We start from the raw sequence: 13,677 nt of genomic DNA on the forward strand, positions 1-13,677 counted from the left end.
TACAGAGGATAAAATGAAGAAAATCATTCTCGCTCTCACGACATCGGCCGCCGTTCTCGGCTTTGCCGCCGCTGCCAGCGCTCAGGACAAGACGAAGATCTGCTTCATCTATGTCGGCTCCAAGACCGACGGCGGCTGGACGCAGGCGCACGACATCGGCCGCCAGGCGCTGCAGGACCACTTCGGCGACAAGATCGAGACGCCCTTCCTCGAAAACGTGCCGGAAGGCCCGGATGCCGAGCGCGCGATCGAGCGCATGGCCCGCTCCGGCTGCGCACTGGTGTTCACCACGTCGTTCGGCTTCATGGACGCGACCATCAAGGTTGCGGAAAAATTCCCGGACGTGAAGTTCGAGCATGCAACCGGCTTCAAGTCGGCCGCGAACGTCGCGACCTACAATGCGCGTTTCTATGAAGGCCGCTACATCCAGGGCGTGATTGCCGCCAAGCTGTCGCAGAAGGGCCTCGCCGGCTACATCGCGTCCTTCCCGATCCCGGAAGTCGTCATGGGCATCAACTCGTTCGTCCACGGCGCCCAGTCCGTGAACCCGGACTTCAAGGTGAAGGTCATCTGGGCCAACACCTGGTTCGACCCTGGCAAGGAAGCCGATGCCGCCAAGGCGCTGGTCGACCAGGGCGTCGATATCCTGACGCAGCATACCGACACGACCGCGCCGATGCAGGTTGCCGCCGAGCGTGGCATCAAGGCCTTCGGCCAGGCCTCCGACATGATCAAGGCCGGCCCGGAAACGCAGCTGACCGCCATCGTCGACACCTGGGGCGCCTACTACATCAAGCGCACCCAGGCCGTTCTCGACGGCACGTGGAAGTCCGAACAGATGTGGGACGGCCTGAAGGACGGCATCCTCACCATGGCGCCCTACACGAACATGCCTGACGACGTGAAAAAGCTGGCAGAAGAGACCGAAGCGAAGATCCGCTCCGGCGAGCTGCACCCCTTCACCGGTCCGATCAAGAAGCAGGATGGCTCGGACTGGCTGGCTGATGGCGCCGTTTCCGACGATGGCACGCTTCTCGGCATGAACTTCTACATCGCCGGCGTGGACGACCAACTGCCGAAGTGATCGGATCGATCATCCCAAAAACAGAAAGGCGCTCCGATGGAGCGCCTTTTCGTTTGAAGCACCCGTGACGCGCCTTTCGGATCGTCACGGTCGGCCTCGCGGCCTGCCGGAGCGGTTAATGGAAGATACCGCTCTGTTCCTTCCACCTGTAGTGGCCTTCATCCACGTCCATCAGCGCGCGGACCTGCGGATGGCGGACGGGCTTGCCGCTATCGTCCGCGACCAGATTCTGCTCGGAGACATAGGCGACATATTCCGACTCGTCGTTTTCCGCGAAGAGATGGTAAAAGGGCTGGTCCTTCGACGGGCGGATTTCCGCCGGAATGGCGTTCCACCACTCTTCGGTGTTGGCGAATTCGGGGTCGACGTCGAAGACCACGCCACGGAACGGGAAAACCCGGTGGCGGACCACATCGCCGATGGCAAATTTTGCATGACGCATCTTCATGGCGTACCTACCTTTCTCCTTATATTTGGGTAATTGCGCTGAAACATCAATAGTTCCGGTCGCGTGCGATACGCGTTCCGAACAGGGCGGCGGCGCTTGCGCCTGCTCCGGTTTCGGCGTACCTCCAAAAGACAGCGTCAAGCGGGTCGTAATGCATGAACAATCAGTGGGGCAGAGGCAGCGGCGGGGCAACCGGGGGCGGTAGCGGCATCGGCGGCATTCTGTTCGCGTCGATCGTCTGCCTGGCGCTGGGTGGCGCTGCCGGTTACGGCGCGTTCCGCGCGATGTCCGGCGCCCCCTCCGAAAGTGCCCTCGAAGACAGCAACCGGCGCATTGCAGATCTGGCCGATGAAAACGATGCCCTGAAGCACCAGCTCGATGCGTTGCGCGCCGATGCCAGCCGATCCGACGCGGCGGAGAGCGCAGAAAACGTGCGCCTGGCACAGGAGATCGTTCCAGGACTTCAGCGCGAACTGGAGCTGGCTGGTCAAAAACTCGCCGAGGCCGAACGGCTGCGGAAGGACGCCGAGGCGGCTGCAACCGAGCGCGCCCGTGAGCTCGACGAACGAGCCGGGCAAATTGCACAGCTCGAAAAGGCGATCGAGGAGTCGCGCAGCACGCAGGCGGCCAACCGGAATGCCGAGACCGAACGCCTCGAGGCCGAGGCGGAGACGTTGCGCCGGGAACTTGCCGAGGCCGAGCAGGCCGTCAAAAGGCTCCGCACCCGCGAGCTGCCCGACCTGGTGGCCGAAATCGCCCGAAAGAACCAGGAGAACGCGACACTGACGGCGCGCAACGCCGCCCTTGCGGAGAGGATTGTCGCGCTGGAGACGGCCGCCCAGCCGAAGAGCCCGCAACAGGCGGATGACAACGGCGCGCGCGACAACGCCAAGCCGGCCGACGGTCGCAGCCCCCGCAACGCCGCACTGGTGGCGCAGGCCATCGAGAAAACGCCGGGGCTCGACCGGCTGACGGGGACGCAACGCACACAGCTGGAACAGACCCTCGTTTCCGGAGAATGCGTGACCAACGCGCTCGGCAGCGTGCTGAACCGCGTGCCCATCCTGGCGCTTCGCGGCCTGATGCGCGATCTCGACAGCGACTGCTAGGCCTTTGCGGCGAAGGCCGGGCACGGTACTGTTCTGCCAGGTCGTGAAGACACGTCGATGGGTGGTTTCAGCCTTTAACAGACGGCCCTGACCTGCGGGAAAAATGCCCGCCCACGGAAGGAGATTTGCATGAAGCGATCAGTTCTGGCCGCCGCGCTCGGCCTTGCACTGTCGATGGGAACGGCATCGGCACAGGCGTTCGAGCGCAGCATCATGACGGGCGGCCCGCAGGGCACCTATATCAAGATCGGCCGCGACATCGCCGCGCTCGGCGCGGAGTGCGGGCTGACGCTGAACGTCGTCGAAAGTGCCGGGTCGCTTGAGAACTTCGTCGGCGTGCGCAACCGCCGCAACACGCAGTTCGGTATCGTCCAGAGCGACGTGCTCGAATATCTGAAGACCTTCGAGGCGAACGATCCCGAGGTGCAGAAGGCGGTAAAGGGCGTGCGCATCATGTTCCCGCTCTACAACGAGGAAATCCACGTGCTGGCGCGCAAGGAGATTGCCGGCGTAAAGGACCTCGCCGGCAAGAAGGTCGCCGTCGGCAAGAAGGATTCCGGGACTTTCCTGACCGCGACGCTGGTGATGGACATCCTCCAGGTGAAGGCGGGTGAGCGGGTCGACATCAACCCGGACGAGGCGCTGCCGAAGCTGCTTTCCGGCGAGATCGACGCGTTCTTCTATGTCGCGGGCGCGCCCGCATCGCTGTTTTCCGGCAACACGATCGACAAGGCGAAGTTCCACCTCCTGCCGATCACCGAAGCGCCGCTGCTCGCCACCTATACGCCCTCGCGCATAGAAGCCGGCACCTATTCGTTCCAGGACGAGCCCGTCGACCTCGTCGCGGTAAAGGCCGTGATGATGACCTATGACTACGACGTCAAGCGCAACGCCTATCATCGCGACAGTTGCAAGACGGTCGCCGACTTCTCCAGCCTGATCATCGGTGGCCTCGACAAGCTGAAGGCGACGGGACATCCGAAATGGAAGACCGTCGACCTGACCGCGCTGCCGCCGGGCTGGCAGGTCGGGGTCTGCGTCAAGGCCGGCATGGCGCTGGACTACAAGCCGGCCTGCAAGCCGCAAGCCGGCGCGGCAACGGGCGCCGCGGACGATTCGAACGAGGAATATCTCAACCTCCTCAAGCAGCGGCTGAAGCCCTGACCGCATCGCAGACCAACAAAAAACCCGGCCACTGGCCGGGTTTTTCGTCTCGGGAGGCCTCCCGCCCGAAGGCGGGAGGAAAAGCGCCGATCAGGCGGAGTAGTACATGTCGAATTCGACCGGGTGCGGCGTCATTTCGAAGCGCATGACTTCGGCCATCTTCAGTTCGATATAGGCGTCGATCTGGTCGTCGTCGAAGACGCCGCCGGCCGTGAGGAACTTGCGGTCCTTGTCGAGGCTTTCCAGAGCTTCGCGCAGCGAGCCGCAGACCGTCGGGATCTTCTTCAGTTCCTTCGGCGGCAGGTCGTAGAGGTCCTTGTCCATGGCCTTGCCGGGATGGATCTTGTTCTTGATGCCGTCGAGACCAGCCATCAGCATGGAGGCGAAGCCGAGGTAGGGGTTGCCGAGCGGGTCGGGGAAGCGGATTTCGACGCGCTTGGACTTCGGACCCGTGCCGAACGGAATGCGGCACGATGCCGAGCGGTTGCGGGCCGAGTAGGCGAGCAGAACCGGTGCTTCATAACCCGGGACGAGGCGCTTGTAGGAGTTCGTCGTCGGGTTGGTGAAGGCGTTGATCGCCTTGGCATGCTTGATGATGCCGCCGATGAAGTAGAGGCAGGTTTCCGACAGGCCGGCATATTCGTCGCCGGCGAACTGCGGCTTGGCGTCCTTCCAGATCGACAGGTGGACGTGCATGCCCGAGCCGTTGTCGCCGAAGATCGGCTTCGGCATGAAGGTTGCCGTCTTGCCATAGGCATTGGCGACCTGGTGCACGACGTACTTGTAGATCTGCACCTTGTCGGCGCTGCGGACGAGCGTGTCGAACTTGACGCCGAGCTCGTGCTGGGCGGCCGCCACTTCGTGGTGCTGCTTTTCAACCGTGACGCCCATTTCCTTGAGCACGGTCAGCATTTCGGAACGCATGTCCTGGCAGCTGTCGACCGGCGGAACCGGGAAGTAGCCGCCTTTGACGCGGGGGCGATGGCCGAGGTTGCCGGTCTCGTAGTCGGTGTCGTCGTTGGAGGGGAGCTCCGACGAATCCAGCTTGAAGCCGGTGTTGTACGGGTCGGCCTTGTACTTGACGTCGTCGAAGACGAAGAATTCGGGTTCCGGACCTGCGTAGATGGTGTCGCCGATGCCCGATGCCTTGAGGTAGGCTTCAGCCTTCTTGGCCGTTCCGCGCGGGTCGCGGTTGTAGGATTCGCCCGAGACCGGATCGAGGATGTCGCACATGACGACGAGGGTGGACTGCGCGAAGAACGGGTCGATGTGAACCGTCGCGGTATCGGGCATCAGCACCATGTCGGACTCGTTGATGGCCTTCCAGCCGCCGATCGAGGAGCCGTCGAACATGACGCCGTCGGCGAACATGTCTTCATCGACGCAATCGACGTCCATCGTGACGTGGTGCAGCTTGCCGCGCGGGTCGGTGAAGCGCAGGTCGACGAACTTGACGTCGTTTTCCTTGATTTGCTTGAGGATATCATTGGCAGTCGTCATGTGTGTAGTCCCTGTGTGAGATGACGAGGTTATGAAAGCCCGGGCCGGACGGCCAGGCGGGATTAGATGGCGTCGACACCGGTCTCGCCGGTGCGGATGCGGATGACTTCTTCGACATTGGAGACGAAGATCTTGCCGTCGCCGATGCGGCCGGTCTGGGCGGCGTTGCGGATGGCCTCGATGACGGCCTCCGCATTTTCATCGGCCAGAACGACCTCGACCTTCACCTTGGGCAGAAAGTCGACAACATATTCGGCACCGCGGTAAAGCTCCGTGTGCCCCTTCTGGCGTCCAAAGCCCTTCGCTTCGGTGACGGTGATACCCTGCAGGCCAACTTCCTGAAGGGCTTCCTTCACCTCATCGAGCTTGAAGGGCTTGATGATCGCTTCGATCTTTTTCATGAGAAAATGTCTCTCCGCTTCTCCCGTTTGCGCGCGTTTTGCGCCCGCTGCAAACATCCAATGCATGTAGCATGCCAACTTGAGGCAGGACTGGTGTCGAAACCGAAAAATCCCGTTTCAAGATGAAACCGCTCGTCGCCACGTCGCCGATGATGCGGATTTGCAGCCGAAAGGGCCAGCGAAATCTGCCTAAAATTTATCACTTTTCGGGGCCGGTTGCCGTGCGGCGCGAACATGCCGCCGGCCATGGCTTCAAAAGCCGCAAATTTGAGCATTCAATATGGGCATTTGCATAAATAATAGACTTATTGGGAGGGCGGGTTACCGCTCTTGCCGAGCTGAGGATTTTCCGGGCATGGTGTGCCATGCACAGCCATAAGGACACATTGCTGCTCACGCCCGAAGAGATGGGGCAGGTCGATCGCGCCGCCGCCGCATCGGGTCTCTCCAGCTATGGCCTGATGGAGCGGGCAGGGCAGGCGGTGGCCGCCTGCGCGCTGCGCCGCTTTGCCGGTGCCCTTCGCTTCGTCATCCTCTGCGGTCCCGGCAACAACGGCGGAGACGGCTATGTGGCGGCGCGGGCGCTGCAGGCGGCCGGCGCGGAAATCGCGGTTCACGCACTGGGCGACCCGGCAGCGCTGCGCGGCGATGCGGCCACGGCCTTCGGGCAGTTCACAGGCTTAGTCGCGCCGCTTGCGGATTATCGTCCCCGGACCGGCGACGTCGTGGTGGATGCCCTGTTCGGCGCGGGGCTGGCGAGGGACCTTGCAGCGGATGTGGTCTCGATTATCGAAAGCATCAATGAAAGCGCCATTCCGGTGCTTGCGGTGGATCTTCCCTCGGGTATCGACGGCAGAACCGGCGCAGTCCGCGGCGCCGCCTTCCAGGCCGCCGCAAGCGTCACCTTCATGTGCCGCAAGCCCGGGCATCTTCTCCTGCCGGGCGGGATGCTGGCCGGCGCATTGGAAATCTTCGACATAGGCATACCCGAGCGCATCCTGCGCGCCCATGGGGGAGAGATCGGCGTCAATGCGCCGGCCGCCTGGCGGGATGTCCTGCCGATAGAAACGGGGGCGGGGCATAAATATGTGCGGGGTCATCTCGCCGTCTTCTCCGGGCCTGCCACCGCGACGGGGGCAGCAAGGCTTTCGGCGATGGCAGGCCTTCGCGCCGGCGCGGGGCTTGTCACGCTGTTGTCTCCGACCGCGGCATTGCCCGCCAACGCCGCGCAGCTGACGGCGGTCATGCTGAAGCCGATCGATGGTGAAGGCGATCTCGCCGCCTTGCTGGAGGATGCCCGGCTCAAGACCTTCGTGCTTGGCCCCGGCTTCGGCGACGGTGAACGGGCGCGATGCTATGCCGGCCTGATCGCCTCGGGCGAACGGCGCCTGGTTCTCGATGCCGACGGCATAACCGCTTTCCGCGGTGACCAGCAGGCACTTTTCGATCTTTTCGAAGGACCGGCGCCGCGCCTGGTGCTGACGCCGCATGACGGCGAATTCGCCCGGCTGTTTCCCGATATCGCGAAAGACAGCACGCTTTCGAAGATCGAGCGGGCACAAAAGGCCGCGGCGCGCAGCAACGGCGTGGTCGTCCTCAAGGGCGCGGACACCGTCATCGCAGCACCGGACGGACGCGCGCTCGTCAATGACAATGCGCCGCCATGGCTCGCGACCGCCGGGTCCGGCGACGTGCTGGCCGGTCTCGTCGGCGCGCATCTCGCACAGGGCATGCCGGCTTTCGAGGCCGCGGCGAGCGCGGTCTGGCGCCATGGAGAGGCGGGCCGCCTGGCCGGCGAAGGCCTGACGGCCGAAACGCTGATCGACGCCCTGACCGGCCTCGACCAGCTGAAGTGAGGTTTCTCTGGGCGACATCAATGGGCAAGGCTGAATATCGCCCATCGCGAAGCGCGAATGACTACGCGCGCGGCTGCGTACGTTTCTGCAATTCGCGTGCGCCATTCGGCGCATTGACCTTGCCCGACGTGATGAAGAACGCAAAGACATCGCGCGGCTTCTTCGCCGGCTTCGTGTCGGGGTCGATCTTCGGCAGGTCGGATGGCTCACCGCCTGCCGCCCAGGCCTTCAGCCGCTCCGCCCACTCATCCAGCGCCTTGGGCGGATAGCAGGTCTCGATATCGTCGGATCCCTTCTGCAGGCGGGCATAGACGAAATCGGCCGTCACATCGGCAATCTCAGGGTATTCGGCGTGATGCGCATAGACGACGGCCGCATTGTATTTGCGGGCCAGCGCGGCAAATTCCGGTGCCATGAAGCTTTCGTTGCGCACTTCGAGCGCGTGCTTCAGCGTCAAGCCATCCTGCTTTTCCGGCAGGAGCTTGAGAAAGCCCTCGAAATCCTCCGGATCGAACGCCTTGGTCGGCGCGAACTGCCAGAGGATCGGGCCGAGATGCTCACCAAGCTCCGTCAGGCCCTGCGTCAGGAATTTCTGGACGGACTCGCCGCCATCGGCCAGAACCTTTCGGTTGGTGGTAAATCGGCTGGCCTTGAGGGAAAAGATGAAACCGTCAGGCACTTCCGACGCCCATTTCGCGAAGGTCTCCGGCTTCTGAGAGCCGTAATAGGTGCCGTTGACCTCGATCGTCGTCAGTTCGCGGCTGGCGAATTCCAGCTGGCGCTTCTTCACCAGCTTTTCGGGATAGAAGCTTCCCTCCCAGGGCTCGAAGGTCCAGCCGCCGATTCCGGTTCTGATCGTGCCGGATGCGCTCATCATCGTCCTCCCTTTTTCCTCATTCCGCTGCGATCCGCTTGATCGGCCGTCGCTCCAGCAGCTCCTTCAGGAACTGCCCGGTATAGGACCGCTCGATCTTCACCACATCCTCCGGCGTGCCTTCGGCGATCACCTCGCCGCCGCCATCGCCGCCCTCGGGGCCAAAGTCGATGATCCAGTCGGCGGTCTTGATGACCTCGAGATTGTGCTCGATGACGACGACCGAATTGCCCTGGTTGACCAGCTCGTGCAGCACTTCCAGCAGTTTCGCCACATCATGGAAATGCAGGCCCGTCGTCGGCTCGTCGAGAATGTAGAGCGTGCGGCCGGTGGAACGCTTGGACAGTTCCTTGGCAAGCTTGACGCGCTGCGCCTCGCCGCCCGACAGCGTATTGGCCTGCTGCCCGACCTTGATATAGCCGAGGCCGACCTGGTTGAGCGTTACCAGCTTGTCGCGCACCGCCGGCACGGCGGCGAAGAATTCGACGCCTTCCTCCACCGTCATGTCGAGCACGTCGGCGATGGACTTGCCCTTGAAGGTGACATCGAGCGTCTCGCGGTTGTAGCGCTTGCCGTGGCAGACGTCGCAGGTGACGTAGACATCGGGCAGGAAGTGCATCTCGATCTTGATGACGCCGTCGCCCTGGCAGGCCTCGCAACGCCCGCCCTTGACGTTGAAGGAGAAACGACCCGGCTGATAGCCACGCGCTTTCGCTTCCGGAAGCCCCGCGAACCAATCACGGATCGGCGTGAAGGCGCCGGTATAGGTCGCCGGGTTGGAGCGCGGCGTGCGGCCGATCGGCGACTGGTCGATATCGATGACCTTGTCGATATATTCGAAGCCGTCGATACGCTCGTGTTCCGCCGGAATTTCGCGTGCGCCCATGATGCGGCGGGCGGCGGACTTGTAGAGCGTCTCGATCAGGAAGGTCGACTTGCCGCCGCCGGACACGCCCGTGACAGCCGTGAAGACGCCGAGGGGAATGGAAGCCGTGACATTCTTCAGGTTGTTGGCCTTGGCGCCGACGACCTTGATTTCCTTCTTCTTCTTCGGCTTGCGGCGTTCGCTTGGAACGGCGACCGACAGCTCGCCCGAAAGATACTTGCCGGTCAGCGAGGCCGGATTGGCGATGACCTCCTCCGGCGTGCCCTGTGCGATGACCTGGCCGCCATGGATGCCGGCGGCGGGACCGATATCGACGACATAGTCGGCCGTCAGGATCGCATCCTCGTCATGCTCGACGACGATGACGGTGTTGCCGATGTCGCGCAGGTGCCGAAGCGTATCCAGCAGGCGCGCATTGTCGCGCTGGTGCAGGCCGATGGACGGCTCGTCCAGCACGTAGAGCACACCCGTCAGGCCGGAGCCGATCTGCGAGGCAAGCCGGATGCGCTGGCTTTCGCCGCCCGACAGCGTGCCGGAATTGCGCGACAGCGACAGATATTCCAGGCCGACATCGTTGAGGAAGCGCAGCCGCTCGCGGATCTCCTTGAGGATGCGCACCGCGATCTCGTTCTGCTTGGCGTTGAGATGCTCCGGCAGCGCCTCGAACCAGTCGCGCGCCACGCGGATCGACATGGCCGTCGTCTCGCCGATATGCAGCTTGTTGATCTTGACCGCCAGCGCCTCGGGTTTCAGGCGAAAACCGTTGCAGGCCGGGCAGGGCGCGGCCGACATGTAGCGCTCGATCTCCTCGCGCGACCAGGCCGAATCCGTTTCTTTCCAGCGGCGCTCGAGGTTCGGCACGATGCCCTCGAAGGTCTTCACCGTCTTGTAGGAGCGGGCTCCGTCCTTGTAGTTGAACTCGATCTTCTCGTCCGTGCCGTTCAGGATGGCGTTCTGCGCCTTTTCCGACAGTTCCGACCAGCGGTTGGACAGCTTGAAGCCATAGGCGGCGCCGAGCGCTTCCAGCGTCTGGTTGTAATAGGGCGAGGAAGATTTGGCCCAGGGCGCGATCGCGCCATCCTTCAATGTGCGTTCCGTTTCCGGCACGATGAGGTCCGGATCGATCTTCTGCTGGCTGCCCAGGCCATCGCAGGTCGAGCAGGCGCCGAAGGGGTTGTTGAACGAGAAGAGCCGCGGCTCGATTTCCGGAATGGTGAAGCCGGAGACCGGGCAGGCGAACTTTTCGGAAAACAGCACGCGCTCATGCGTCTCGTTCAGCGACTTGTTCGCCGAGCCGCCGGCGGCGGTTTCCTCTGCTGGAAGCGGCTTGTCGGCGAATTCGGCGATGGCGAGGCCATCGGCGAGCTTCAGGCACGTCTCGAGGCTATCGGCGAGGCGCGAGGCAAGATCCGGGCGCACGACGACACGGTCCACCACCACGTCGATGTCGTGCTTGTATTTCTTGTCGAGAACAGGCACGTCGGCGATCTCGTAGAACTGACCGTCCACCTTGACGCGCTGGAAGCCCTTCTTCATGAGCTCGGCGAGTTCCTTCTTGTACTCGCCCTTGCGGCCGCGCACGATGGGAGCCAGGATATAAAGACGGGTGCCCTCGCCGAAATCGATGACGCGGTCGACCATCTGGCTGACGGTCTGGCTTTCGATCGGCAGGCCGGTGGCCGGAGAGTACGGTACACCGACGCGCGCGAACAGCAGGCGCATATAGTCGTAGATCTCGGTGACGGTCCCGACGGTCGAGCGCGGGTTCTTCGAGGTCGTCTTCTGCTCGATGGAGATGGCCGGAGACAGGCCGTCGATCTGGTCCACGTCCGGCTTCTGCATCATCTCGAGGAACTGGCGCGCATAGGCCGAGAGGCTCTCGACATAGCGGCGCTGGCCCTCGGCATAGATCGTGTCGAACGCGAGCGACGACTTGCCCGATCCGGAAAGCCCGGTCATGACGATCAGCTTGTTGCGCGGCAGATCGAGATCAATGCCTTTGAGATTGTGCTCGCGCGCGCCGCGTATGGAAATGGTCTTGAGTTCGCTCATGGTATCCAGCGTCAGAAGTCGTTGCGCATTCAGGAAAGGTCGGCTTCTATGTAGGGATTGGCAGCCGCGTGTCCATGCGCCCTTGAGAAGATTCCGTGCCCGTTTCCGATTCGGTTGACAAGAGTGTAGGGAATTAATAGAACAAAAAAAGAACAAAAATGCGCAATCTGTGGATTGTCGCTTGCGTGGGGCGCGCTGGCGCGCTCCAGTCGATAAGGTATCTTAAATCGAGTGACACATGCCGGGTGCCCCTTTGCCCGGCGCGACAACGGGAATACGGGTATGGCTGGAAGCGTCAACAAGGTGATCTTGATCGGGAACGTCGGTGCGGACCCGGAAATCCGGCGCACGCAGGATGGTCGGCCGATCGCCAACCTGCGTATCGCCACGTCCGAGACCTGGCGTGACCGCAACAGCGGCGAGCGCCGCGAGAAGACGGAATGGCACAATGTCGTCGTCTTCAACGAAGGCCTGTGCAAGGTCGTCGAGCAATATGTGAAGAAGGGCGCGAAGCTCTATATCGAAGGCGCGCTGCAGACGCGCAAGTGGCAGGACCAGACAGGTAACGACCGCTACTCGACGGAAGTGGTGCTGCAGGGCTTCGGCTCCACCCTGACCATGCTGGATGGGCGGGGCGAGGGCGGCGGCGCAAGCCGCGGCGGCGACTTCGGCGGTAGCAGCAATTTCGGCGGTGCCGGCGGCGGCCAGGGCTACGACGACTACGGTTCGCGTCCGGCCTCCGGTGGCGCCAGCAGCGGCGGCGGCAGCCGTTCGGGCGGTGGCTCGCTCTCGCGCGACATGGATGATGACATCCCGTTCTGAGAACCCGGTCTGAAAGTTCGGTTCTTCTCGACCACACCAAGAAACCCGGCCTGGCGCCGGGTTTCTGTTTCATACGTGGCAAACATCCGGGCGAGATGGCTTCTTGTGGGCAGGTTTCCCGTGGCCGGGCACACCCGATGCCTTGCGGCTGGCTCTGTGCCTTCCTAGCTAGGGCACCATGCAGCAGGAAAAGCACATGACCACCAGGACGGACCGCCTCATCCTGAGAAAGTTCGTCCAGACCGATTTTCCGGCCTTCGGGGCTTACCACTCCCGCCCGGAAGTCTACCGCTACCTCTACGCCGATCCACCGCAGGGCGAAGCGCTGGAGCAGACATTTGCCGATGTTCTGAAGGCTCCCTTCGAACAGGACGGCGATGTCTTTCGGCTCGCCGTCGTGCGCAGGGGCGATGAGGCGCTGCTTGGCGAGGTGCTATTGAAGCTCGGCAGCAGGGAGGCTCTTCAGGGAGAGGTCGGCTATATCTTCAACCCGGACTATGCCGGTGCCGGATATGCCACGGAAGCGGTGGCCGCAATGATCGATATCGGCTTCTCGACCTTCGGTTTCCATCGGATATTCGCCCGGTTGGATGCGCAAAACGCGGGCTCGATCGGTGTGGTCGAGCGTCTGGGCCTGCGCCGCGAGGCGCACCTTATCGAAAACGACAGGTTCAATGGCGTCTGGGGCGACGAGTTTATCTATGCCGTCCTGGCAAGGGAGTGGAAGGCGGTGCGCCGCGCGTGACCGCTGCATCAGAGGATAAACACCGACTTCACGCCATCGACCACGAACTGCACCGCGAGCGCCGCGAGGATGACGCCGAGCAGGCGGGTGAGGATGGCGCGGCCGGTGTTGCCGAGGAAGCGGTCGATGCGGTCGGCGATGACGAGGGCGAGGAAGAGGATGGCGATGCAGAGCGCCAGCACGCCGATGAGCGCGCTTCGCTCCAGCGCCGAGGGAAATGAACCGGACAGCAGGATCGCGGCCGAAATGGCGCCCGGACCGGCAATCAGCGGCAGGGCGAGCGGGAAGACCGCGATGTTGTGGATGTGGTCGCGGGTGATCGCCACCTCGCTCGTCTTCTCCTTGCGCTCGTTGCGGCGCTCGAAGATCATCTCGAAGGCGATCCAGAAGAGGAGCAGGCCGCCGGCAATGCGGAAGGCGCCGATGGAGATGCCGAGCAGAGACAGCACGCTTGACCCGGTGACCACGAAGACGGCGAGGATGCAGAAAGCGATGAGCGAGCCGCGCAGGGCCACCTGCTTGCGCTGCGCACGCGTCATGCCGACGGTGAGCCCGAGAAAGATCGGCGCAAGGCCGGGCGGATCGATGGTGACGAGCAGCGTCGTGATCGCATTGATCACAGTGTCCGTGGTGAGCATCCGGTCGTTTCCCTCGCCGTTGCATGACCGTTCCACGCGGCCTTGAAGCGACATTGTTAGGCGAGGGCGCGCCCGAAGGGAAGGGCGCGCGCAAAGCG

The 13,677-nt window shown here is 63.0% G+C and carries 12 protein-coding genes; 6 read left to right on the top strand and 6 right to left on the bottom strand.

Annotated elements, in window-relative coordinates; translation table 11 throughout:
- The first annotated feature begins 13 nt into the window (after window positions 1–13).
- Complete coding sequence (locus B5M41_RS12960) at window positions 14–1,084, top strand: BMP family ABC transporter substrate-binding protein (protein WP_134649211.1); 1,071 nt, start codon at window positions 14–16, stop codon at window positions 1,082–1,084.
- 115 nt (window positions 1,085–1,199) lie between these two features.
- On the opposite strand, the gene hspQ is transcribed toward B5M41_RS12960, so the two are convergent.
- Window positions 1,200–1,532, bottom strand: coding sequence for a heat shock protein HspQ (gene hspQ, locus B5M41_RS12965; protein ID WP_134649210.1), 333 nt, complete (start codon window positions 1,530–1,532; stop codon window positions 1,200–1,202).
- A 155-nt stretch (window positions 1,533–1,687) separates the two neighbouring features.
- Here hspQ and B5M41_RS12970 point away from each other — a divergent pair, with 155 nt between their 5' ends.
- A complete protein-coding gene (locus B5M41_RS12970) occupies window positions 1,688–2,641 on the top strand; it encodes a hypothetical protein (protein ID WP_134649209.1) in 954 nt (317 codons plus the stop codon).
- 129 nt (window positions 2,642–2,770) lie between these two features.
- Window positions 2,771–3,805, top strand: coding sequence for a TAXI family TRAP transporter solute-binding subunit (locus B5M41_RS12975; protein WP_134649208.1), 1,035 nt, complete (start codon window positions 2,771–2,773; stop codon window positions 3,803–3,805).
- A 90-nt stretch (window positions 3,806–3,895) separates the two neighbouring features.
- Here B5M41_RS12975 and glnA read toward each other — a convergent pair whose 3' ends face one another.
- Complete coding sequence (gene glnA / locus B5M41_RS12980) at window positions 3,896–5,305, bottom strand: type I glutamate--ammonia ligase (RefSeq protein WP_134649207.1); 1,410 nt, start codon at window positions 5,303–5,305, stop codon at window positions 3,896–3,898.
- A 62-nt stretch (window positions 5,306–5,367) separates the two neighbouring features.
- The gene (locus B5M41_RS12985; RefSeq protein ID WP_003515720.1) at window positions 5,368–5,706 is read right to left on the bottom strand and encodes a P-II family nitrogen regulator; all 339 of its coding nucleotides are present in this window, start codon (window positions 5,704–5,706) and stop codon (window positions 5,368–5,370) included.
- A 365-nt stretch (window positions 5,707–6,071) separates the two neighbouring features.
- On the opposite strand from B5M41_RS12985, the gene B5M41_RS12990 reads away from it, so the two are divergent.
- A complete protein-coding gene (locus B5M41_RS12990; RefSeq protein WP_134649206.1) occupies window positions 6,072–7,562 on the top strand; it encodes an NAD(P)H-hydrate dehydratase in 1,491 nt (496 codons plus the stop codon).
- A 61-nt stretch (window positions 7,563–7,623) separates the two neighbouring features.
- On the opposite strand, the gene B5M41_RS12995 is transcribed toward B5M41_RS12990, so the two are convergent.
- Window positions 7,624–8,436 carry a DUF72 domain-containing protein gene (locus B5M41_RS12995; protein ID WP_134649205.1) on the bottom strand — a complete coding sequence of 271 codons (813 nt, stop codon included), beginning with the start codon at window positions 8,434–8,436 and terminating at the stop codon, window positions 7,624–7,626.
- A gap of 19 nt (window positions 8,437–8,455) precedes the next feature.
- A complete protein-coding gene (gene uvrA / locus B5M41_RS13000) occupies window positions 8,456–11,374 on the bottom strand; it encodes an excinuclease ABC subunit UvrA (protein ID WP_134649204.1) in 2,919 nt (972 codons plus the stop codon).
- A gap of 282 nt (window positions 11,375–11,656) precedes the next feature.
- On the opposite strand from uvrA, the gene B5M41_RS13005 reads away from it, so the two are divergent.
- Together B5M41_RS13005 and B5M41_RS13010 are read left to right on the top strand one after the other, a co-directional pair.
- Entirely contained in the window at window positions 11,657–12,196 is a 540-nt protein-coding gene (locus tag B5M41_RS13005; protein WP_134649203.1) for a single-stranded DNA-binding protein, read from the top strand.
- Between the two features lie 178 nt (window positions 12,197–12,374).
- Window positions 12,375–12,941, top strand: coding sequence for a GNAT family N-acetyltransferase (locus tag B5M41_RS13010; RefSeq protein ID WP_134649202.1), 567 nt, complete (start codon window positions 12,375–12,377; stop codon window positions 12,939–12,941).
- Window positions 12,942–12,949: 8 nt separating this feature from the next.
- On the opposite strand, the gene B5M41_RS13015 is transcribed toward B5M41_RS13010, so the two are convergent.
- Entirely contained in the window at window positions 12,950–13,579 is a 630-nt protein-coding gene (locus tag B5M41_RS13015; RefSeq protein ID WP_134649201.1) for a MarC family protein, read from the bottom strand.
- Between the last annotated feature and the right edge of the window lie 98 nt (window positions 13,580–13,677).

The organism is Shinella sumterensis, from assembly GCF_004514425.2.
GTDB classification, from domain to species: domain Bacteria; phylum Pseudomonadota; class Alphaproteobacteria; order Rhizobiales; family Rhizobiaceae; genus Shinella; species Shinella sumterensis.

Coding starts and splice junctions, on each gene's coding strand:
- B5M41_RS12960 (WP_134649211.1), top strand. CDS start 14: ATGAAGAAAATCATTCTCGCTCTCACGACATCGGCCGCCGTTCTCGGC.
- hspQ (WP_134649210.1), bottom strand. CDS start 1,532: ATGAAGATGCGTCATGCAAAATTTGCCATCGGCGATGTGGTCCGCCAC.
- B5M41_RS12970 (WP_134649209.1), top strand. CDS start 1,688: ATGAACAATCAGTGGGGCAGAGGCAGCGGCGGGGCAACCGGGGGCGGT.
- B5M41_RS12975 (WP_134649208.1), top strand. CDS start 2,771: ATGAAGCGATCAGTTCTGGCCGCCGCGCTCGGCCTTGCACTGTCGATG.
- glnA (WP_134649207.1), bottom strand. CDS start 5,305: ATGACGACTGCCAATGATATCCTCAAGCAAATCAAGGAAAACGACGTC.
- B5M41_RS12985 (WP_003515720.1), bottom strand. CDS start 5,706: ATGAAAAAGATCGAAGCGATCATCAAGCCCTTCAAGCTCGATGAGGTG.
- B5M41_RS12990 (WP_134649206.1), top strand. CDS start 6,072: ATGCACAGCCATAAGGACACATTGCTGCTCACGCCCGAAGAGATGGGG.
- B5M41_RS12995 (WP_134649205.1), bottom strand. CDS start 8,436: ATGAGCGCATCCGGCACGATCAGAACCGGAATCGGCGGCTGGACCTTC.
- uvrA (WP_134649204.1), bottom strand. CDS start 11,374: ATGAGCGAACTCAAGACCATTTCCATACGCGGCGCGCGCGAGCACAAT.
- B5M41_RS13005 (WP_134649203.1), top strand. CDS start 11,657: ATGGCTGGAAGCGTCAACAAGGTGATCTTGATCGGGAACGTCGGTGCG.
- B5M41_RS13010 (WP_134649202.1), top strand. CDS start 12,375: ATGCAGCAGGAAAAGCACATGACCACCAGGACGGACCGCCTCATCCTG.
- B5M41_RS13015 (WP_134649201.1), bottom strand. CDS start 13,579: ATGCTCACCACGGACACTGTGATCAATGCGATCACGACGCTGCTCGTC.